Here is a 19,893-nt window from a genome sequence, read left to right as displayed (position 1 = left end):
AAATATGTGCGGAGTGAATAATAGAAGGAGTGAATTTATGGGTAAGAAAAATATTGTAATCATTACGGGAGCATCTTCAGGAATTGGACAGGAGTTCGCTATGCAGCTGGACGGAATCCTGCATAGGATGGATGAACTCTGGCTGATTGCCAGGCGAAAGGAACGGCTTACAGAGCTGGCGCGGCTGCTTGATATTCCTACAAAGATAATCCCTATGGACGTATCGGATAAAAATGACATGAGGGCTTTTAAAAAGATTCTCGAAATTGAGGATGTCACAGTTCGAATACTCATTAACAGCGCGGGCTTTGGATTGATGGGTCCGTTTGAGAAGCTGGATATCGATGAACAGTTGGAAATGCTGTCCGTGAACTGTGAAGCGTTGACAGAGATGACCTATTATTGCATTCCGTATATGCGAAAGAACAGCCGTATCATTCAAATAGCCTCAAGCGCCGGATTTCTCCCTCAGAGGAATTTTGCGATTTATGCTGCCAGTAAGGCTTATGTTCTCAGCTTTTCCAGAGCGCTCAGAGAGGAGCTTAAGCGTAAGAAAATATGGGTAACAGCGGTATGCCCGGGGCCGGTCGAGACGGAATTTTTCGATATTGCCGAAAGGTCAGGCTCTACTCTGGCTATTAAGAAATGGACGATGGTCAGCACCCAGAAGGTAGTAAAGGAAGCACTTTTGGATTCCTATGACAAAAAAGCGTTGTCCGTATGCAGTTTTCCTATAAAGGCATTTCAGGTCCTTTCAAAAGCAATGCCTCATTCATGGCTGTTAGGAATAACGAGCTTGTTAAAGTAATTAAGTGTTGGAATATTCAGTATCGAGGTCAGTTTGCACATCTGGCCGAATGTGAGTAATATTAAAAAGCATGGAGTATAGTTATGAAGCATGTATTAATAAAGGAAAACGAGGCTGGGCAACGTCTTGATAAATATTTGCATAAATGTTTAAAAGAAGCGCCCGGAAGCTTTATTTATAAAATGCTGCGCAAGAAAAATATTGTATTAAACGGCAAAAAGGCATCCGGAGGCGAAAAACTGGAAATTGGTGACGAAATCCGCTTTTTCCTCTCGGAGGAAACCTTGGATAAGATGTCCGGAATCTCTCCGCTGATTTCCGAGGAGTGTCCTGATAAGGAAATAGCGGAATATGAAGCGGCATACGATAAATATAAGGAGCTTGAAATCATTTATGAGAACCATCACATACTGATTGTTAATAAGCCCGAGGGAATACTGACTCAGAAGGCCGAGGCCGGAGATTTATCCTTAAATGAATGGTTCATCGGATATATGCTTTATCAGGGAGAAATTAGGAGGGAGGATCTTCATACCTTTAAACCCTCGGTATGCAACCGTTTAGACCGTAATACCAGCGGAATGGTAATCTGCGGCAAGACGCTTCCAGGAAGCCAGAAAATGAGCGAGCTGTTAAAAAACAGAGACCTTCATAAATTCTATAGACTTTATGTGAAGGGAAAAGTAAGGAAGGCTTCTCTTATCGAAGGCTATCTGGTTAAGGATGAGAAGAGAAATACGGTAAAAATAAGCCCTGCTCCAATTCAGGATAAATCTTCTTACATTAAGACGAAATATGAACCCCTTAAAGTTTTCGAAGATAAGACCTTGTTAGAAGTAGAGCTGATTACGGGAAAGACGCATCAGATCAGAGCTCATCTTGCCAGCATTGGGCATCCTCTTTTGGGGGATTATAAGTATGGAGACAAGAGTTTCAACGACAGCTATAAGAAAAAATATAAGATTAAAAACCAGCTTCTGCACGCATACCGCCTAGAATTTCCTGAGCTCGAAGGAGAATTTGCCGAGCTTAGCAAAAGGATTTTTACAGCGGGAACACCCCGGATATTTCATTCCTTGGAGGAAAACGGGCAGAAGCAGCAGATATGATGACTTTGGAGCATGAATAGAAATGGGAACATGGAATTCGAGAGGCTTAAGAGGTTCTACGTTGGAGGACCTGATTAACTTAACAAATGAAAGATACTTAGAAAGCGGGCTGGCGCTGATTCAGAAAATCCCGACACCTATAACACCGATAGCTATCGATAAGGAAAGCAGGCATATTACGCTCGCTTATTTCGAGCAGAAGAGTACGGTGGACTATATAGGGGCGGTACAGGGAATTCCTGTATGCTTTGACGCCAAGGAATGCTCTGCGGATACTTTTGCCCTTCAGAATATACATGAGCATCAGGTCGAGTTCATGAAGCAGTTTGAGAAACAGGGAGGAATCGCCTTTTTCATCATTTATTATACACATAAGGATTTGTTCTATTACCTTCCTTACGAGATGCTGAGCTTTTTCTGGGAAAGGGCAGTATGTGGCGGAAGAAAGAGCTTTCGTTTCGAGGAGCTCAACCCGGAGTACATCCTTCCGAAGAAGAACGGAATCTTCGTCCCCTATCTGGATATGCTTCAGAAGGATTTGGAGGATAGAGAGTAGATACATCATTTCATTGACAAGGTAATCTTTTTACGGTATACTACCAATAGTTTTACATGCTACCCAATTATCACTTTAATTTGGTGAAGTGAAAAAGTGGAAAGGAAATGTCTGGTTATGGATAAAAAGCTATTACATACTCCAGAGGGAGTCAGAGACATATACGGAGCAGAATATACAAAAAAACTAACGGTAGAAACATGGATTCTGGATAAGATAAGAAGCTACGGCTATGAGGACATTCAGACACCTACCTTCGAATTTTTCGATGTGTTCTCCAAGGAAGTTGGAACCACTCCATCCAGAGAACTATATAAGTTTTTTGACAAAGAAGGCGAGACTCTCGTTCTGCGTCCGGATTTCACCCCTTCAATGGCGCGCTGCGCTGCGAAATATTTCATGGATGAGAACGTGCCCATTCGTTTTTGCTATGTAGGTAATACCTTTACAAACACGAGCAGCCTGCAAGGCAAGCTGAAGGAGGTAACCCAGATGGGCGCAGAGCTCATCGGAGACGCCTCGGTGGAAGCAGATGCGGAGCTGGCAGCATTAATAATAGAGGCTCTTTTGGATACGGGAATCCATGATTTTCAGCTAAGCATCGGAAATGTGGAGTACTTCAAAGGAATCTGCATAGAAGCAGGCCTGGATGAAGAGACGGAGCTGGAACTTCGTGAATATATTTCAGGAAAAAATTACTTCGGTGCGGAAGAGCTTTTGACAGATAGAAATATTAAGCCCGAGTTTCGCGAAGTCCTCTTAAAGGTTACAGACTTGTTCGGCTCTATGGAAGCGCTGGCTCAGGCGAAGTCTTTCGTACATAACAGCCGTTCCCTTGCTGCTATCGAGCGTCTTGAGAAGCTGTATGAAGCCCTTCGCCTATACGGGGTGGAGAAATATGTATCCTTCGATCTGGGGATGCTCAGCATGTATAATTACTACACAGGAGTAATCTTCAAGGCGTATACATACGGAGTGGGAGAGGCCATCGTAACAGGAGGCAGATACGATACCCTCCTTGGCCATTTTGGCAAGGAAGCACCGGCTATCGGATTTATGATCGTTATCGACGATCTGATGTCGGCACTTAGCAGGCAGAATATAAATGTCCATACACCCCAAAAGGCTGAGCTTATAGAATATACCTATGAAACCTATAAAGAAGCGTTGACGACGGCAGGAAGGCTTCGAAAAGAAGGTAAAAAGGTAGTCCTTTGCCCGAAGAAAGCAAAGGAGAAGGTACTATGAATAAAGAAGACAGATATTTAACCTTCGCAAAAGCGAAGGGGTGGTGCTATGAATAAAGAAAACAGGTATTTAACCTTCGCAAAAGCGAAGGAGGTGGTGTTATGAATAAAGAGAACCGGTATTTAACCTTCGCTTTGGGAAAAGGAAGGCTTGCAAATAAAACATTAGAATTGCTGGAAGAAATCGGTATTACTTGCGAGGAGATGAAAGACAAGAGTTCGAGAAAGCTTGTTTTTGTCAACGAGGAGCTGAAGCTTCGCTTTTTTCTCTCCAAAGGACCGGATGTACCGACCTATGTGGAGTATGGTGCCGCGGATATCGGTGTGGTTGGTAAAGATACGATTATGGAGGAAAACAGACGGGTTTACGAAGTGTTGGATCTGGGCTTTGGAAAGTGCCGGATGTGCGTGTGCGGACCGGACAGCGCGAAAGAACTTTTGCAGCATCACGAGAGGATACGTGTAGCCAGTAAGTACCCGAATATTGCCAAGGACTATTTTTATAATAAAAAGCATCAGACTGTGGATATCATTAAGCTGAACGGGTCGGTGGAATTAGGTCCCATCGTAAAGCTGTCGGATGTCATTGTGGATATCGTAGAAACCGGGTCCACACTGAATGAGAACGGGCTTCAAGTACTTGAGGAAATTTGCCCGCTTTCTGCCAGAATGATAGTCAATCAGGTGAGCATGCAGATGGAAACGGAGCGGATCAAGAAGTTAATAAATGATTTGAAGGTGCGCATTTCGGTAGTTTAAGGCAGTTTCAGGGCGTTTATATAGTGAACCGAAAGGATGTGTTAATAGACATGAAGATTTTAAAACTAACATCTGAGTCAAAGACAGATTTATTGAATACCTTGTTAAAGCGTAGCCCCAATAATTACGGGCAGTTCGAATCGGCAGTCTCTGATATTGTTTCGAACGTCCGGGAAAGAGGGGATGAGGCAATATTCGAATACACGAAACGCTTCGATAAATGTGAAATAGATGCGTCTAACGTAAGAGTAACGAAAGAGGAGATTGAGGAAGCTTATCAGAAAGTGGATGAAAAGCTGGTAAATGTAATGAAAAGGGCGGCGGACAATATCCGCATTTTTCATGAGAAACAGCTTCACAACAGCTGGATCGATATGAAGGATGACGGAACGATGCTTGGACAGAAAATAACCCCCATTGGACTTTCCGGGGTTTATGTACCCGGCGGCAAGGCTGCTTATCCTTCCAGTGTATTGATGAACGTCCTTCCGGCCAAGGTGGCGAGCGTTAAGAGAATCATTATGACAACGCCTCCGGACGCAGACGGTAAGGTATATGCCGGTACGCTGGTGGCTGCGGATATTGCAGGCGTAGATGAAATATATAAAATAGGAGGAGCCCAGGCAATTGCTGCTATGGCCTTTGGTACCGAATGCGTTCCCAAGGTAGATAAGATTACAGGCCCCGGCAACATTTATGTAGCCTTGGCGAAAAAGGCTTGTTTCGGCTACGTAAGCATAGACTCCATCGCAGGCCCCAGCGAAATTCTCGTTATCGCGGACGAGACGGCCAATCCTCTCTACGTGGCCTCCGATTTATTATCCCAGGCGGAGCACGACGAGATGGCCAGCGCCATACTTATTACAACAAGTGAAGCTTTGGCAAAGGAAGTGTCCGTGCAGGCGGACCGGTTGGCAGAGGAACTATCCAGAACAGAAATTATCAAAAAGTCGTTGGATAACTATGGCTATATTCTTCTTGCGGATACGATGGAGGATGCCATCGATGCTGCCAATGAAATTGCTTCGGAGCATTTGGAAATTTTAACGGCGAATCCCTACGAAATCATGACCAAGATAAACAATGCGGGAGCAATTTTTCTCGGAGAATATTCCTCCGAGCCTTTGGGAGATTATTTTGCGGGACCTAATCATATATTGCCCACAAATGGCACGGCAAAGTTTTTTTCGCCCCTTAATGTGGATGATTTCATGAAGAAGACCAGCATCATTTCTTATTCGAAGGAGGCACTTTCAAAGGTGCATGAAGATATTGAACTGTTTGCCCAAAGTGAGGGGTTGACGGCTCACGCAAACTCGATTAAAGTAAGATTTGAACAGTAAATGAAGGGGAAAGGAAACGGGGGAGAATACCATGGCAAGAAGCACGACGGTAGAACGTAAAACGAAGGAAACCGATATTTCTATCATCTTGAATCTGGATGGCACCGGAAAAAGCGAAATCCATACGGGAATCGGTTTTTTCGATCATATGCTTGAGGGTTTTTCGAAGCACGGTTTTTTTGATTTAAAGGTGACGGTAACGGGAGATTTAAACGTAGACGGACACCATACGGCGGAAGATACCGGAATCGTTTTAGGGCAGGCGATAAGGAATGCGTTGGGCGATAAGGTTGGAATCAAACGCTACGGCTATTTTATCCTTCCTATGGATGACGCGCTGGCGCTATGCTCCATTGACTTATGTGGTCGACCATATTTTGACTTCGATTGTACGTTTACCTCCGAAATGGTGGGAGGGCTCGCTACGGAGCTGGTAAAAGAGTTTTTCTATGCAGTTTCTTATTCTGCCGGAATGAATCTTCACATAAAAATGCTTTCGGGTGAGAATAATCATCATATGATAGAAGCGATGTTCAAATCCTTTGCCAAGGCCTTGGATGAGGCGGTAATGAAAGACGAAAGAATTACGGATGTACTGAGTACAAAGGGAAGTCTGTAGCAAAAAGGAGCATATACATGAGCGACAACTATAAGAAATTAGTTCCCTGCATTTACTTATATAAGGGCAATGCGGTCAAGAATTTATCTGATATTACGATTCTTGATACCAATCCAGTGAAGCTTGCCAAATTTTATGGAGATAACAATGCGGATGAGCTTTTGGTTTTCGATATGTCGAAGGGGGATGCAGAACATGACGAGGCTCTGGATATTATAAAGGAAATATGCCAGAACACGGAGATACCGGTAACGGGAGCGGGCAATATCCACCGGATGGAGGATATTAAGAAACTGCTTTATGCAGGCTGCAGAAAAGCCGCCTTGAATTATTCCAAGCCTGAAAACATTGAAATCACACAAGAGATTTCCTTAAAATTCGGCAAGGAAAAGATTGCCGCATGCTTTATTGATACGGAGGAACTTCTTCAAAACAAGGAAACGATTGAAAACTATGTGGATGAACTGATTCTTTTGAAGGAAAGCTCCATAAGAGAAAGTATCCAAAAATGGGATGGGGAGACGAAGATTCTCGTGTCCTTGCCTGAGGTTTCTCTGGATAAGCTGATTGAGATTCTTTCTGTGCCTTCCATATGCGGCATTACCGGTCATGCCATAAACGAAAACGCCAAGGAGCTTCCTGCGATCAAATCGCTGTGTCAGGGTAACGGAATTCATGTGAACGCCTTGGAAGCAGCATTCCAATGGTCCGATTTCAAGTTAAATTCCGACGGGCATATAACTGTTGTAGTTCAGGATTATAAGACTGATCAAGTTCTTATGGTAGCTTATATGAACGAAGAAGCCTATAACGCTACCGTTCACACCGGTAAGATGACCTATTACAGCCGGAGCAGGGACGAATTGTGGATAAAAGGCGATACCAGCGGACATTACCAGTACGTGAAATCTCTGACGGCGGACTGCGATATGGATACGATTCTGGCAAAGGTTTCTCAGGTCGGTGCGGCCTGCCATACCGGAAGCCATTCCTGTTTCTTCAACGAAATCTTGAAAAAAGAATACGACGAAACGAATCCCCTCAAGGTGTTCGAAGCTGTTATGAATGTTATCATGGACAGAAAGGTACACCCGAAGGAAGGTTCTTATACCAATTATCTGTTCGAGAAGGGAATCGACAAGATACTGAAAAAGCTTGGAGAAGAGGCGACTGAAATCGTCATAGCTTCCAAGAATCCCAATTCCAACGAAATCAAATATGAGATTTCTGATTTTCTCTATCATATGATGGTTCTGATGGCAGAAAAGGGAGTAACTTGGGAGGAAATCACAGAAGAACTGGCAAAAAGATAATTATAAAGAATAATAAAATTAATAATATAGAAATCTCGGGACCGAATTTTAACATATTAATAGTTGATATTGATATGCACATGCAGGTTCGGAGATTTTTTATTAAACAACGGGCAATACGCGAAACGTATTGCCCGTTGTTGAGATTCTATGTAAAGCTTTATCAAAAACTACTATATGATTGCAAGTATTACAAAGTTCAGAATAAACAGAATCGTACTCACCCAAAGAATCGGATGAATGCTCTTAGCTTCACCGCGCAAACATTTCACAATGCAGTAGAAAATGAAACCTGTTGCAATACCGTAGGAAATGCTATAGCACAAAGCCATAAAGATGCCTGCAAAGAATGCAGGAACCGCTTCCGCCAAATCGTCCCATTTGATGCTCGCAAAAGAGGAAAGCATCATAACACCTACCATAATGAGGGCAGGAGCAGTAGCTTGCGTAGGAACAATACCTACAACAGGAGCCAAGAAAATGCTGAGCAAGAACATAATTGCCGTTACAAGAGAGGTCAGACCGGTACGTCCGCCTGCGCCGATGCCCGCCGCACTTTCCACATAGGTGGTAGTGTTGGAGGTACCGAAAATTGCTCCGATGGAAGTAGCGATGGAGTCTGCGAACAACGCGCGGTCCATTTTAGACTTAAAGCCGCTGGAGCTGTCCATTTCTGCCTGATCCTTCTCGCTGAAAATGCCTGTACGGCGTCCCGTACCAATGAATGTTCCTATCGTATCGAAAGTATCGGAAAGGCTGAATGCGAAAATTGTCATAAGAACTAACGGAAGCCTCGTAACATCAGAAAAAAGGGATAACATTCCTTGTGCACCGAAAGCCGCACCAATGGTTGTCCCAAGCTCCGAGAAGGAAGTTCCTATGTTGGATGCGATGCCGACTTGGCTCAAATCTACAATTCCCATAAACACGCCGACTATTGTAGAAAGAATGATACTTACAAAGATAGCTCCCGGCACCTTCTTGATAACGAGTACTACCATCAAAATAAGTGAAATCAAGGAAAGAAGTATCGGAAGGGTATTGAAGGTTGCTAAAGCAGGAACGATGCTGGAGTCTGCAATGACAGTTCCGCCGTCCAAAACGACATTTCTGCCGGGATCGGAGGTAAAGCTCAATAAGCCTGCATTTTTGACTCCTATGTAAGCGACAAAGATTCCGATACCGCCGCCGATAGCGTGCTGAAGACTTACGGGAATCGCTTTGATAATAGATTTACGGATCTTGGTAACCGTAATGATGACGTTAATGATACCGCAGATAAATACCATAGCGAGAGCTTGCTGCCATGTAAAGCCCAGACCGAAGCATACGGTATAGGTAAAGAATGCATTAAGCCCCATACCCGGTGCCTGTGCATAAGGAACATTGGCGAAAAGTGCCATAACCAGCGTACCTACAGCGGAAGCGAAGATGGTTGCGAGAAATACAGCGCCATAAGGAATGCCAGTTTGGGAAAGCATTGCCGGATTGACGAACAGAATATACGCCATTGCAAAAAATGTGGTAAGTCCGGCCAGAACTTCCGTAGATACGGTGGTGTTGTTCTGTTTCAGTTTGAATAGTTTCTCCATTGTTATTCTCCTTGCTTAAATTGTGTGTTTTTTGGTAACAATATTCCAGCGCCCGGCATGGTTTATTGTTTGACAGAATATATCGTATACGAATGCGAAAGGAAATGCAATCTTTTTGTTGCGATTTTTTTAATATTTTTAATATATTTTTAAGAATTCAGATAAAAAGGGCAAAAAACTCGTTTTGCGCGTTTTTTGCCCTTTTGCATCTTATTCTTTCGATAGCTTATCTTATATCTTATACTTTTTCAAATCGTCCTGGAACGCCTTAATCATAGAATCGAAGACAGAAATCTGTTTAGTCAGTTCGCTGATCTGATCCACGTAAATAGCCACGTTAGAACTTGCCTCCTCCGTAGAAGCGGAGTTCTCTTCGGCAATAGCCGCAAGATTCTGAATGCTGTCGAACAAAGAGGATATATGGTCCGCCTCTTTTTTTAAGTCAAGGGATGTCTGGATCATAAGACCCGAAACTCCTTTTAAGTTGTCATTGGAGTGATTGGAGGTAGCCACCGCTTCCATAAGAGAGGTGTTCTCCGTCTCCAGAATGGTATACTGGGTGTCGATGCCTACAACTACTTCGCCTACGCTGGAAACGAAGTTGGTAAGGTTAATGTTGATTTCCCCTACCGCGTTGTTTGTTTCCTCAGAAAGCTTGCGAACTTCTTCAGCAACAACGGTAAAGCCCCTGCCGGCTTCTCCGGCCCTGGCCGCTTCGATAGAAGCGTTCAAAGCGAGAAGATTGATCTGCTTTGCGATGCCCGAAACGATAGAGACGATTTCAGTAATGTTAGCGGCGTTATTTTGCAGCTCGTTGCTGTTATCTTTTATCTTGCCGAATTTATCCAGTACCTGATTGATTTGTGCCGCAGTATTCTTTACGTTGAGGAAACTGTTTTCAATGCTGCTCACCGCATTCTCAATTTCTGCTTTGTTCTTCTGGCTCTCGTCAGAGATACGTGTAATGTTACCGATGCTTTGATTCAGTACTGAAACGACATTTTCGGTATCCTCTGCCTGCGTAGTAGCCGCTACAGCAACCTCGTCCAGAACATCCGTAATATCATTGGAGGTGGACTGCATGGTAGAAGCGATACCGGAAAGCGAGTTGTTGAAAGTATACATCTCATCCACAATAGCGTTAAACTCGATAAAATCCTTCTGAACCACGGCTTTTAAGCTATTAATAACTTCCATGAGCTTTTCGTTCTCATCTTTGGAGTGAAGCTCTACGTTTTCAGAAAACGTTCTGTCAGCCAGGCTTTGAAGCTCCGATGCAATCAGTTTGGCAGGCCTGCTGATGACATAAGAAGAAACCAAAGAAATCGCACAGGTGGAAATGGCGAGTATCGCGGACTTTGCAGGGTCATCAAAGAGTACGAAGCCGAGGGCTCCGATTAAAACTGTGTTGAGCAGGGCAATCTTCTGAGAGCTTCTCTTTAAAATGCCAAGAGAGAGAAGCTGATTGAGGCGAAAATGCTTGGTATACTGTATATCCTTTTCAAAGGTCAGCTTCAAATGAATCTCACCGGCGGATTTACTTAGAACCTCTGTCTTAATGTCTTCCTTGAAGTAGTTGGAAACGCCTTTTAACAAGCCTACCAGATAGTCGCCCATTCCGCGCTTGGAGCGGTAAATGAAAAGGGTTTCTCTGGAGGAGATCGGCTGCAAATCCAAAAGAGGAGGAACGGCGCCTTTAAAGCGGCGCATAACGATAATATGTACATCATTCATGGATTTCAAAAACTGGTAAGCACCTTCGTGACGGAAAAAGCCGGGGTAAATGCGGCTGAATGTCTTAATATTTTCCTCGCCCATAAGCCCCCATATTTCCTGATGATTTTTTCCGACGCTGTTGCCTATCATATCTACGAGTCCGAGAGCAACGTCATCGGCAACGTCCTCGATAGGAGTGAAAATATGGTCGGAGGATAAACGATAGTGCTCCAATGCACTGTTAACGACTTGATCGCCGAAGAGTTTGCGGCAGGATTCCATCCATGAAGAAACTACGGTACCTTTCATAATAAATATCTCCTTTGTCATAAGATTTCTTCGTATTTATTTCTATAATTTAAAACTAAAAAAAATATCATGGTATTACTGTATGATTTGAATTCATTTTACTATAGAAAGGGGAAAATATCAAAGAATATTTTGTTTGATTGTCACATATTTCAGAAGGCATTTCCGGTTCATAAAAGGAGAAGAGATTCCATATATTGTTACAAAGATTTTTTAGGAAGAATATATGCAGCTTAAACAATTGATCCATAAGAAAGTAATCTTAGTACTGTTGTTTTTAATTTCTATGTTTTTTATAGGAAGGGCACTGGGATATGTGAAGGAAAGAGTGATGCCGACCTCAGCAATCGCTGCAGAATGTGAAAATTGGGGGCTTGGAGGATATGGGGATGAGACACAGCCTACGGGGATAGCGTCCGCGGAAGAATTGAAAAAGTATGACACTTATTTCGTAGGTGATAAGGGAGAGAAGGTTATCTACCTTACGTTTGATGCGGGATATGAGAATGGAAATACGGAACCGATTTTGGATGCGCTGAAAAAACATAATGCACCGGCTACCTTTTTTATTGTGGGGCATTACCTGGAATCAGCGCCTGAGCTGGTAAAGAGGATGGTAGCTGAAGGACATTGTGTCGGGAATCATACATATCATCATCTGGATATGTCTAAAATTTCGGATATGGCTTCCTTCCGGAAGGAAATGGACGGGGTTGCCGACTTATTCCGGCAGGTAACAGGAAAAGAAATTAGTATGTATTATCGTCCTCCTCAGGGGAAGTATAGCGTTGAAAATTTAAAGATGGCTAAGGAAATGGGGTATAAGACTTTCTTTTGGAGCCTCGCCTATGTGGACTGGTATCAGGATAAACAACCCACGAAGGAAGAAGCTTTTTCAAAACTGGTAGGGAGAATTCATCCGGGGGCTATCGTTTTGCTGCATAGTACCTCACAGACGAATGGGGAGATTCTGGATGAGCTTCTAACGAAGTGGGAAGAGATGGGGTATAGCTTCAGACCTTTGTCGGATTTGACCGAATGAGAATAAATCGCTTTTTTTCTGCATAGTCTTTGTTAAGTAATTGGTTAGGACGAAGCTGCATGGGTAATATTTCTAGCGATCAAAAGTTACAATTGGTTCAGATGATACGCGCGGAAAGCAAGGATAATAGAATGAGAATGAGGAGTCGGGAAAGGATGCTGTACGGAACAGATATAAAATATGAGCAAGAGGAACTGCCGCTGTATGCCAAAGGATATTACGGCGATTTTAAGGATAATAAGGATTATGAGCTTCAGGCTTCGGAAAATGGCAGGGAAAGTGCGGTCCATACCTCCTTTTCCTCCTTCAGGCTGAGGCTTGTCATCGCGGTCTTGCTTTTTGCAGGCTTTTTATTCCTCGATGCCGAGGAAGGAAGTATCGCAGGCATTAGCATAAATCAGATGAAGGAAGAGATAAATAAGGATTTCGATACAGGTCTGGATGAAGTAGTATTTGATTTTGAGCATAATTTCCCTTATACTCTATTTAATGATGTAAAATAATAGGAATGAGTAAAAAACTCATAGTGAGTAAAAGCACTTTTTATGAGTCAAAATACTTATAAAAAGATAGGAGTATTATGAGCAAGCTTGCGTTAAGAGATGAAATACTGCTGCAGGTGGAAAAGCCGGCCCGCTATATCGGCAACGAAGTGAATGCAGTAGTAAAAGATAAGGATACAGTATCCGTTCGTATGGCGATGTGCTTTCCCGACATATATGAAATCGGCATGTCGCATTTGGGAATCCAGATTTTATACGATATGTTGAACAGCTTTGAGGATGTATGGTGTGAAAGGGTTTATTCACCATGGGTCGATTTGGATAAAATTATGAGGGAGGAACATATCCCTCTTTTTGCGCTGGAATCTCAGGAGCCGGTAAAGGATATGGATTTCCTCGGTATTACCATTCAGTATGAGATGTGCTATACGAATATTTTACAGATTCTCGATCTGTCACAGATTCCCCTTTTGGCGAAGGACAGGACCCTGGACCATCCCATCGTAATCGGCGGAGGGCCTTGTACCTATAATCCCGAACCGATCGCCGAATTTTTTGATATGTTTTATATCGGAGAAGGAGAGACCATGTACCGGGAGCTTATAGATTTATACAAGGATTCCGGGAAGAAGGGGGAAAGCCGTATAGAATTCCTGAGAAGGGCGGCCAAGCTTTCAGGCATTTATGTACCGATGTTCTATGCTGTTGACTATAAAGAGGACGGTACCATTTTCGGGATGAAACCGACGGAGGAAGGAATACCTGAAACTGTGAAGAAGGAAATCGAGATGACAGTTTCCGATACCTATTATCCGATGAAGCCTGTAGTCCCTTTTATTAAGGCGACTCAGGACAGAGTCGTCCTGGAAATCCAACGGGGATGTATCAGGGGATGCCGCTTCTGTCAGGCGGGACAACTCTATCGTCCGGTACGGGAACGAGATGTGGAAGTGTTGAAGGGCTATGCCGTAGAAATGTTAAAAAATACCGGACATGAGGAAATCTCTCTAAGTTCTTTAAGCTCCAGCGATTATTCCAAACTTCCTGAACTTATTGATTTTCTTATCGATGAGTGCGGGGAGAATTATATCAACATTTCCCTGCCTTCCCTTCGTATCGATGCTTTTTCTTTGGATGTGATGAGCAAGGTTCAGGATATAAGAAAGAGCAGTCTGACTTTTGCTCCCGAGGCAGGAAGCCAAAGACTTAGAGATGTTATCAACAAGGGATTGACCGAAGAGGTCATCCTTAAAGGAGCTGCTATGGCATTCGAGGGAGGCTGGACAAGGGTAAAGCTCTACTTTATGCTGGGGCTCCCTACGGAGACACCGGAGGATATAAAAGGTATTGCCGATTTATCCAACAAGATAGCCGCCATATTTTTCGAGACTGTTCCAAAGGAGGAACGCAAGAACGGAAAGGTGCAGATTGTCAGCAGTACCTCCTTCTTCATTCCCAAGCCATTCACTCCCTTTCAGTGGGCAAAGATGTGCACTAAAGAGGAGTTCATCGAAAAGGCATATCTCACCCGCAGTGCCATTAAGGAGCAGCTCAATCAAAAGAGCATCAAATATAACTGGCATGAAGCGGACGTAAGCGTTATGGAAGGCGTTTTTGCCCGCGGGGATAGAAAAATTGCAGCGGTTATCCGAAGGGCCTATGAAAAGGGCTGTCTCTTCGACTCGTGGAGCGAGCATTTTCATAATGACGTATGGCTGGAGACCTTCGAGGAGTGCGGCATAAGCGTTGATTTCTACACTACGAGAGAACGTTCCCTGGATGAAGTATTTCCTTGGGATTTCATAGATTGCGGTGTGACTAAGAACTTTCTGAAAAAAGAATGGGACAAAGCGATGGAAGAGATCGTATCTCCTAATTGCCGGATACAGTGTCTTGGATGCGGCGCCGCCGTATTCGGAGGAGGTGTGTGCTATGAAGATAAGAATTAAATTCGCCAAGTCCGGCGCTATACGCTTTGTCGGCCATTTGGACGTGATGAGATACTTTCAAAAGGCTATCCGCCGCGCAGGCATCGATGTTGCTTATTCGGGCGGCTTCAGCCCTCATCAGATCATGTCCTTTGCTGCTCCCTTAGGAGTAGGTTTGACAAGCCATGGGGAATATATGGACATTGAAGTGGTTTCCGCGGCTTCCGCCAGTGAGCTTAAGGATAGCCTGAATAATGCCATGGTTCCCGGAATGGAAATCGTAAGCGTTACTAAGCTGCCTGATGACGCCATGAACGCCATGGCCAGTGTGGCGGCGGCAAAATATACCGTGAGATTCCGAGAAGGCTATGAGCCTGATTTCGACTGGGAGACGCAGACGGCAGCATTTTATGCCAGACCCTCCATTCCGGTTACAAAAAAGACAAAAAAGAGCGAAGTAGAAATGGATATCAAACCCTCTATCTATGCCCTGGAATCCGTTAAAGACGAAAATGGACAGGGGGTTATACGCATGATGGTGGATGCCAGCAGCTCGGGCAATATCAAGCCCGGTCTGGTCATCGAGGCTTTTTTAGCGGAAAACGGCAGTACGCTTTCCGACTTCGCATTGGAAATAACAAGAGAAGATACCTTTACGAATGCAGGAACAGAAGACGAGCCTGTATTTATATCATTGGATGCGGTAGGTAATGAATTTTAATGAACGATAGGAAATATGTCATTTTAAAAAGAAATCATCAAATATTATCCTTGCTTTTTCATGGCAACCGCCTGCGCTTTGCGACGGCTGAGGAAGAAGAGGGCAGCGTTATCGGCAATATCTATGTGGCAAAGGTAAAAAACATATCTGCCAATATCAACGCGGCCTTCGTAGAAATCGCGCCGGGCTTTCCTTGTTTTCTTGCCCTGAGCGAGGCAAAAAACCCCATCCTTACCAATAGGAGCTACGACGGGAGGATTCTTGCCGGAGACGATATTGTAGTACAGATAAATAAGGACGCGGTAAAGACGAAGCAGCCTGCCGCCACCTGCGCTCTTTCTTTAAGCGGAAAATACTGTGTCGTATCTCTGGGAAGGCCGGGTATCGCATATTCCTCCAAGCTATCGATGAAGGTCAGGACAAGAATCAGCGAGGCGCTGAAAGAAGAGTTTGCATTGCTTCCAAAAGGGATTGGGACGGTTATCCGCACGAATGCCAAGGATCTTAAGGATTATTCGCCCCTGCTGGAAGAATGGAAAGAATTAACGGCGCAGCTTAAAGAATTGGCCGAAGTGTCCGTTCATAGGACCGGCTATTCCCTTCTTTATAAAAAGCCTTCAGACTACCTTATTCGGCTCCGGGATACTTATGCAGGACAATACGAAGAAATCGTGACGGATGACGAGGGCATTTATGAGGAGATAGCAGAATACTCCCGCTTGCATCCTGCCTTTTGCATATGTGAAGCAAGGCTTTATAAGGATGCGCTTCTCCCTCTTCACAAGCTGTACTCCGTAGATGCCCGCTTAAAGGAGGCGCTGGATAAGAAAGTATGGCTTAAATCCGGTGGCTACCTTATTATTGAGCCCACTGAGGCTTTGACCGTAATCGACGTAAACACCGGGAAGGTGAGTACCAAAAAAGATGACGAAGAAACCTTTTTTCGCATGAACATGGAGGCTGCCGAAGAAATAGCCCTTCAGCTTACCCTGCGAAATATATCCGGCATCATCGTCATTGACTTCATCAATATGCGGAAGCAAGAGCATAGCGATAAGTTAATGGCACATTTTGGCGATTTGCTGAAAAGAGATCCGGTGAAAACGAATCTGGTGGATATGACTGTTCTCGGATTGGTGGAAGTCACCCGTATGAAAATAAACAGACCATTGAAGGAACAAATTTCACAGCTTTAATAAACAAAAACGAAACTGAAGCCAGTTTGGGATATAGGAGGAAGATAGCGCATGAAAATCATTAAAATGGAAAAAGTAAAAGACGGCAAGTATTTAAAAAACTATGAGCTTACCTATCTCAACAAAGCCGGACGTGAAAAAAAATACGAAATAGTCAGCCGCAAGGAATTAGACGGCGTGGAGGACATCGGCAGCAATGTGAGCGGCCTGTCCATCGTCGCCGTAAAGGATGGACAGCTTCTTTTATTGAAGGAATTTCGCATGGGAATCAACAAAAGCATTTATAATCTTTGTGCCGGAATGCTGGAGGACGGAGAAACGGTAGAGGAGTGCATCTCCAGAGAGCTATATGAGGAAACCGGCCTTGGCGTAAAGCGAATTATCGATATTCTTCCCGCTTCCTATGCTGCTGTAGCCATTTCCGACATGAAGACGCACATTGTATTCGTAGAGGCACAAGGTCAGTTCGAGGATCACAGTTCGGATAATGAAATGATCGAAGCGGCTTTTTACACGAAGGAAGAAGTAGCGCAGCTTATGAAAACGGAGGAATTCAGTTCCAGAGCGCAGATTATCGCCTATTTTTTTACTAAAGCTCAGAATCTTTCGGATATCTGATATTTGAAAGATTGCCAACCCCGGATTTTTGGTAAACTTTGTTCGCAAAAACGCATTGTGATTTTAAAGGAGTAATTTTAGAAAATTTCATATATTTTGAAAATATCTTGACATCGGGAAAATGGAATGATAAACTAACGAAGTATGCCGCATAGATAGGCTTGAAGTGCGTCCTTTTCGAGGAAGCCGCCGACTCTAGCGAGTAAATTATTAGGAGGTGCAATATGTACGCAATTATTGCCACAGGTGGAAAACAGTATAAGGTTTCCGAAGGCGACGTGATCAGAGTTGAGAAGCTCGATATGGAGCCGGGAAGTGCTGTAACATTTGATCAGGTTATCGCTATCAGCGATAATGGGCTTAAGGTTGCCGGTGACGTAGCTAATTCCACCGTAACTGCAACAGTGATGGAGCAGGGAAGAGGAAAGAAAGTTATCGTTTACAAGTATAAGAGAAAAACCGGTTATCATAAGAAAAATGGTCATAGACAAGCATACACTCAGGTTAAGATTGATAAAATTAACGCGTAATGCTTTATGACAACGGTTATTGTTAAAAAAAATGTAAATGGAGAATATAAGGGATTTACCTGCAAAGGACATTCAGGCTTCGCTAAAAACGGTAAGGACATCGTCTGTGCCGCTGTATCCATGCTGGTCATCAATACCATTAATTCGATGGAAGAGCTGGCCGGGGAAGATATGGACGTTTCTTCCGATGAGGAGTCAGGCTATATTGACTGCCTTTTCAAAGAAAGCCTGTCCGAAAAGGGAAAGCTCCTTATGGATTCCATGATACTTGGATTGTCGGACGTTGAAAAACAGTACGGCAAAAAGTATGTAACACTTAAATTCGAGGAGGTGTAAAACCATGTTAAATATGAACCTTCAATTTTTCGCTCACAAAAAGGGTGTTGGTTCTACCAAGAACGGTAGAGATTCCGAATCCAAAAGACTTGGTGCGAAAAGAGCTGACGGACAATTCGTAAAAGCAGGAAATATTCTGTACAGACAGCGCGGAACTAAGATTCATCCCGGCGTAAACGTAGGTAGAGGCGGAGATGACACATTATTCGCATTAGTGGACGGTGTACTTAGATTTGAAAGAAAAGGAAGAGATAAAAAACAAGCTTCCGTATATCCTGTCGAGAAATAACGAACGAATCGGGCTTCAAACATATTGAGTGTTTGAAGCCTGTTTTATCATTTAGAGGTGGAATGCAATGTTTGCAGATATAGCAAAAATATATATAAAGAGCGGAAAGGGCGGAGACGGACACGTTTCCTTCCGAAGAGAAAAATATGTTCCTAACGGCGGCCCGGACGGCGGAGACGGCGGGGACGGCGGAAGCGTAATCTTTGAGGTAGACGAGGGCCTTAATACCCTTACGGATTTCAGACACATCCGCAAATACAGCGCCGGGAACGGTGAAGAAGGCGGAAAGAAAAACTGCCGCGGCAAAAATGGAGAAGATATTATTATTAAGATTCCCCACGGTACCGTCATCAAAGAAGCCCAGAGTGGAAAAGTTATTACGGATATGTCGGGAGATAATAGACGTATCGTCCTTTTAAAGGGAGGCAAGGGCGGAAAGGGCAATCAGCACTATGCTACCAGCACGATGCAGGCTCCTAAGTATGCGCAGCCCGGACAGGCCGCTTTAGAATTAGAACTGCAATTAGAGCTGAAGGTCATTGCGGATGTAGGGCTTGTGGGATTTCCTAACGTGGGAAAATCCACCTTTTTAGCGAGAGTAACCAATGCCCGGCCTAAGATAGCCAATTATCATTTCACGACACTGAATCCCAATCTGGGCGTAGTGGATCTTGAGGATGCAAAGGGCTTTGTCATCGCCGATATCCCGGGACTCATCGAAGGAGCCTCTGAGGGCATAGGTCTGGGACATGAATTTCTTCGTCATATCGAGAGGACCAAGCTCATCATTCATATCGTGGACGCAGCATCTACCGAGGGCAGAGATCCTGTATCCGATATTTATGCTATTGACAAGGAACTGGATGCTTACAACCCGGAAATAGCCAGACGGCCGCAAGTCATCGCCGCTAACAAAATAGACATGCTTTACGACGAGGATGCATTAGAGAAGATTAAGAATGAATTCGAGCCTAAAGGCATAAAGGTATTTCCCATTTCTGCCATAAGCGGAGAAGGTGTAAGAGAACTTTTATACTATGTAAACAACCTCCTCGCTCAAATGGACGATAAGCCTATGATTTTTGAGCAGGAATATTTTCCCGAATTCCAGACGGCTTCCGGAAACGAACCCTATACGGTTGTTTATGATGAGGATGCGGATGAATATGTGGTAGAAGGTCCCCGTATCGAGAGGATGTTAGGTTATACTAATCTGGAATCCGAAAAAGGTTTTTCCTTCTTCCAGAATTTCTTAAAGGAAAACGGAATACTGGAAGAGTTAGAAGCGCTTGACATTAAAGAAGGCGATACCGTTCGAATGTATGGGCTTTCCTTCGATTATTACAAATAGATTAGGAG

General features: G+C 43.8%; 20 protein-coding genes. 18 read left to right on the top strand and 2 right to left on the bottom strand.

Going from position 1 to position 19,893, the window contains the following annotated elements:
* Window positions 1–37: 37 nt before the first annotated feature.
* The 8 genes from CC90_RS0106860 to hisIE all read left to right on the top strand — a co-directional run bounded on the left by CC90_RS0106860 (window position 38) and on the right by hisIE (window position 7,754).
* Window positions 38–808, top strand: a complete 771-nt coding sequence (locus CC90_RS0106860) for an SDR family NAD(P)-dependent oxidoreductase (protein WP_031390055.1) — start codon at window positions 38–40, stop codon at window positions 806–808.
* Between the two features lie 83 nt (window positions 809–891).
* Window positions 892–1,917: an RluA family pseudouridine synthase gene (locus CC90_RS0106855; protein ID WP_031390054.1), complete on the top strand. Its 1,026-nt coding sequence runs from the start codon at window positions 892–894 to the stop codon at window positions 1,915–1,917.
* A gap of 22 nt (window positions 1,918–1,939) precedes the next feature.
* Window positions 1,940–2,473: a Holliday junction resolvase RecU gene (locus CC90_RS0106850; protein ID WP_031390053.1), complete on the top strand. Its 534-nt coding sequence runs from the start codon at window positions 1,940–1,942 to the stop codon at window positions 2,471–2,473.
* A gap of 117 nt (window positions 2,474–2,590) precedes the next feature.
* Complete coding sequence (gene hisZ, locus CC90_RS0106845; protein WP_031390052.1) at window positions 2,591–3,721, top strand: ATP phosphoribosyltransferase regulatory subunit; 1,131 nt, start codon at window positions 2,591–2,593, stop codon at window positions 3,719–3,721.
* A gap of 101 nt (window positions 3,722–3,822) precedes the next feature.
* Window positions 3,823–4,479: an ATP phosphoribosyltransferase gene (hisG, locus tag CC90_RS0106840; protein ID WP_031390051.1), complete on the top strand. Its 657-nt coding sequence runs from the start codon at window positions 3,823–3,825 to the stop codon at window positions 4,477–4,479.
* Window positions 4,480–4,529: 50 nt separating this feature from the next.
* Window positions 4,530–5,822, top strand: a complete 1,293-nt coding sequence (hisD, locus tag CC90_RS0106835; RefSeq protein ID WP_031390050.1) for a histidinol dehydrogenase — start codon at window positions 4,530–4,532, stop codon at window positions 5,820–5,822.
* 31 nt (window positions 5,823–5,853) lie between these two features.
* Window positions 5,854–6,441 (top strand): imidazoleglycerol-phosphate dehydratase HisB, encoded by a 588-nt coding sequence (gene hisB, locus CC90_RS0106830; RefSeq protein ID WP_031390049.1) that lies wholly within the window; start codon window positions 5,854–5,856, stop codon window positions 6,439–6,441.
* Between the two features lie 17 nt (window positions 6,442–6,458).
* Window positions 6,459–7,754 (top strand): bifunctional phosphoribosyl-AMP cyclohydrolase/phosphoribosyl-ATP diphosphatase HisIE, encoded by a 1,296-nt coding sequence (hisIE, locus tag CC90_RS0106825; protein ID WP_031390048.1) that lies wholly within the window; start codon window positions 6,459–6,461, stop codon window positions 7,752–7,754.
* Between the two features lie 173 nt (window positions 7,755–7,927).
* Here the strand turns inward: hisIE and CC90_RS0106820 are convergent, their stop codons facing one another.
* Both CC90_RS0106820 and CC90_RS0106815 read right to left on the bottom strand, forming a co-directional pair.
* Window positions 7,928–9,346, bottom strand: coding sequence for an NCS2 family permease (locus CC90_RS0106820; RefSeq protein WP_031390047.1), 1,419 nt, complete (start codon window positions 9,344–9,346; stop codon window positions 7,928–7,930).
* 231 nt (window positions 9,347–9,577) lie between these two features.
* On the bottom strand, window positions 9,578–11,371 hold the full coding sequence (locus CC90_RS0106815) for a heme NO-binding domain-containing protein (RefSeq protein ID WP_031390046.1): 1,794 nt from the start codon (window positions 11,369–11,371) through the stop codon (window positions 9,578–9,580).
* A 226-nt stretch (window positions 11,372–11,597) separates the two neighbouring features.
* Here CC90_RS0106815 and CC90_RS0106810 point away from each other — a divergent pair, with 226 nt between their 5' ends.
* From CC90_RS0106810 to obgE, 10 genes are all read left to right on the top strand, one after another.
* The gene (locus tag CC90_RS0106810; RefSeq protein ID WP_031390045.1) at window positions 11,598–12,413 is read left to right on the top strand and encodes a polysaccharide deacetylase family protein; all 816 of its coding nucleotides are present in this window, start codon (window positions 11,598–11,600) and stop codon (window positions 12,411–12,413) included.
* 59 nt (window positions 12,414–12,472) lie between these two features.
* A complete protein-coding gene (locus CC90_RS0106805) occupies window positions 12,473–12,916 on the top strand; it encodes a hypothetical protein (RefSeq protein WP_031390044.1) in 444 nt (147 codons plus the stop codon).
* A 77-nt stretch (window positions 12,917–12,993) separates the two neighbouring features.
* Window positions 12,994–14,865, top strand: coding sequence for a TIGR03960 family B12-binding radical SAM protein (locus tag CC90_RS0106800; protein WP_031390043.1), 1,872 nt, complete (start codon window positions 12,994–12,996; stop codon window positions 14,863–14,865).
* Window positions 14,849–15,565: a TIGR03936 family radical SAM-associated protein gene (locus CC90_RS0106795; RefSeq protein WP_031390042.1), complete on the top strand. Its 717-nt coding sequence runs from the start codon at window positions 14,849–14,851 to the stop codon at window positions 15,563–15,565. The genes CC90_RS0106800 and CC90_RS0106795 overlap by 17 nt, the downstream gene beginning before the upstream one ends.
* Window positions 15,565–16,761: a ribonuclease E/G gene (locus CC90_RS0106790; protein WP_031390041.1), complete on the top strand. Its 1,197-nt coding sequence runs from the start codon at window positions 15,565–15,567 to the stop codon at window positions 16,759–16,761. The genes CC90_RS0106795 and CC90_RS0106790 overlap by 1 nt, the downstream gene beginning before the upstream one ends.
* A 51-nt stretch (window positions 16,762–16,812) precedes the next feature.
* Window positions 16,813–17,379 (top strand): NUDIX hydrolase, encoded by a 567-nt coding sequence (locus tag CC90_RS0106785; RefSeq protein ID WP_031390040.1) that lies wholly within the window; start codon window positions 16,813–16,815, stop codon window positions 17,377–17,379.
* A gap of 224 nt (window positions 17,380–17,603) precedes the next feature.
* Window positions 17,604–17,909, top strand: a complete 306-nt coding sequence (gene rplU / locus CC90_RS0106780) for a 50S ribosomal protein L21 (RefSeq protein ID WP_031390039.1) — start codon at window positions 17,604–17,606, stop codon at window positions 17,907–17,909.
* A gap of 6 nt (window positions 17,910–17,915) precedes the next feature.
* Window positions 17,916–18,245, top strand: a complete 330-nt coding sequence (locus CC90_RS0106775; protein ID WP_031390038.1) for a ribosomal-processing cysteine protease Prp — start codon at window positions 17,916–17,918, stop codon at window positions 18,243–18,245.
* A gap of 4 nt (window positions 18,246–18,249) precedes the next feature.
* On the top strand, window positions 18,250–18,534 hold the full coding sequence (rpmA, locus tag CC90_RS0106770; RefSeq protein ID WP_031390037.1) for a 50S ribosomal protein L27: 285 nt from the start codon (window positions 18,250–18,252) through the stop codon (window positions 18,532–18,534).
* A gap of 67 nt (window positions 18,535–18,601) precedes the next feature.
* The gene (gene obgE, locus CC90_RS0106765; RefSeq protein WP_031390036.1) at window positions 18,602–19,885 is read left to right on the top strand and encodes a GTPase ObgE; all 1,284 of its coding nucleotides are present in this window, start codon (window positions 18,602–18,604) and stop codon (window positions 19,883–19,885) included.
* The last annotated feature ends 8 nt before the right edge of the window (window positions 19,886–19,893 follow it).

Source organism: Kineothrix alysoides (genome assembly GCF_000732725.1).
Lineage (GTDB): Bacteria > Bacillota > Clostridia > Lachnospirales > Lachnospiraceae > Kineothrix > Kineothrix alysoides.
Note: the sequence above shows the minus strand (reverse complement) of the source record. Positions and strands in the feature narration are given on the sequence as shown.

Coding starts and splice junctions, on each gene's coding strand:
- hisIE (WP_031390048.1), top strand. CDS start 6,459: ATGAGCGACAACTATAAGAAATTAGTTCCCTGCATTTACTTATATAAG.
- obgE (WP_031390036.1), top strand. CDS start 18,602: ATGTTTGCAGATATAGCAAAAATATATATAAAGAGCGGAAAGGGCGGA.
- hisG (WP_031390051.1), top strand. CDS start 3,823: ATGAATAAAGAGAACCGGTATTTAACCTTCGCTTTGGGAAAAGGAAGG.
- CC90_RS0106815 (WP_031390046.1), bottom strand. CDS start 11,371: ATGAAAGGTACCGTAGTTTCTTCATGGATGGAATCCTGCCGCAAACTC.
- CC90_RS0106855 (WP_031390054.1), top strand. CDS start 892: ATGAAGCATGTATTAATAAAGGAAAACGAGGCTGGGCAACGTCTTGAT.
- CC90_RS0106820 (WP_031390047.1), bottom strand. CDS start 9,346: ATGGAGAAACTATTCAAACTGAAACAGAACAACACCACCGTATCTACG.
- hisZ (WP_031390052.1), top strand. CDS start 2,591: ATGGATAAAAAGCTATTACATACTCCAGAGGGAGTCAGAGACATATAC.
- CC90_RS0106775 (WP_031390038.1), top strand. CDS start 17,916: ATGACAACGGTTATTGTTAAAAAAAATGTAAATGGAGAATATAAGGGA.
- rpmA (WP_031390037.1), top strand. CDS start 18,250: ATGTTAAATATGAACCTTCAATTTTTCGCTCACAAAAAGGGTGTTGGT.
- CC90_RS0106805 (WP_031390044.1), top strand. CDS start 12,473: ATGGGTAATATTTCTAGCGATCAAAAGTTACAATTGGTTCAGATGATA.
- rplU (WP_031390039.1), top strand. CDS start 17,604: ATGTACGCAATTATTGCCACAGGTGGAAAACAGTATAAGGTTTCCGAA.
- CC90_RS0106810 (WP_031390045.1), top strand. CDS start 11,598: ATGCAGCTTAAACAATTGATCCATAAGAAAGTAATCTTAGTACTGTTG.
- CC90_RS0106860 (WP_031390055.1), top strand. CDS start 38: ATGGGTAAGAAAAATATTGTAATCATTACGGGAGCATCTTCAGGAATT.
- CC90_RS0106800 (WP_031390043.1), top strand. CDS start 12,994: ATGAGCAAGCTTGCGTTAAGAGATGAAATACTGCTGCAGGTGGAAAAG.
- CC90_RS0106850 (WP_031390053.1), top strand. CDS start 1,940: ATGGGAACATGGAATTCGAGAGGCTTAAGAGGTTCTACGTTGGAGGAC.
- CC90_RS0106790 (WP_031390041.1), top strand. CDS start 15,565: ATGAACGATAGGAAATATGTCATTTTAAAAAGAAATCATCAAATATTA.
- hisB (WP_031390049.1), top strand. CDS start 5,854: ATGGCAAGAAGCACGACGGTAGAACGTAAAACGAAGGAAACCGATATT.
- CC90_RS0106795 (WP_031390042.1), top strand. CDS start 14,849: ATGAAGATAAGAATTAAATTCGCCAAGTCCGGCGCTATACGCTTTGTC.
- hisD (WP_031390050.1), top strand. CDS start 4,530: ATGAAGATTTTAAAACTAACATCTGAGTCAAAGACAGATTTATTGAAT.
- CC90_RS0106785 (WP_031390040.1), top strand. CDS start 16,813: ATGAAAATCATTAAAATGGAAAAAGTAAAAGACGGCAAGTATTTAAAA.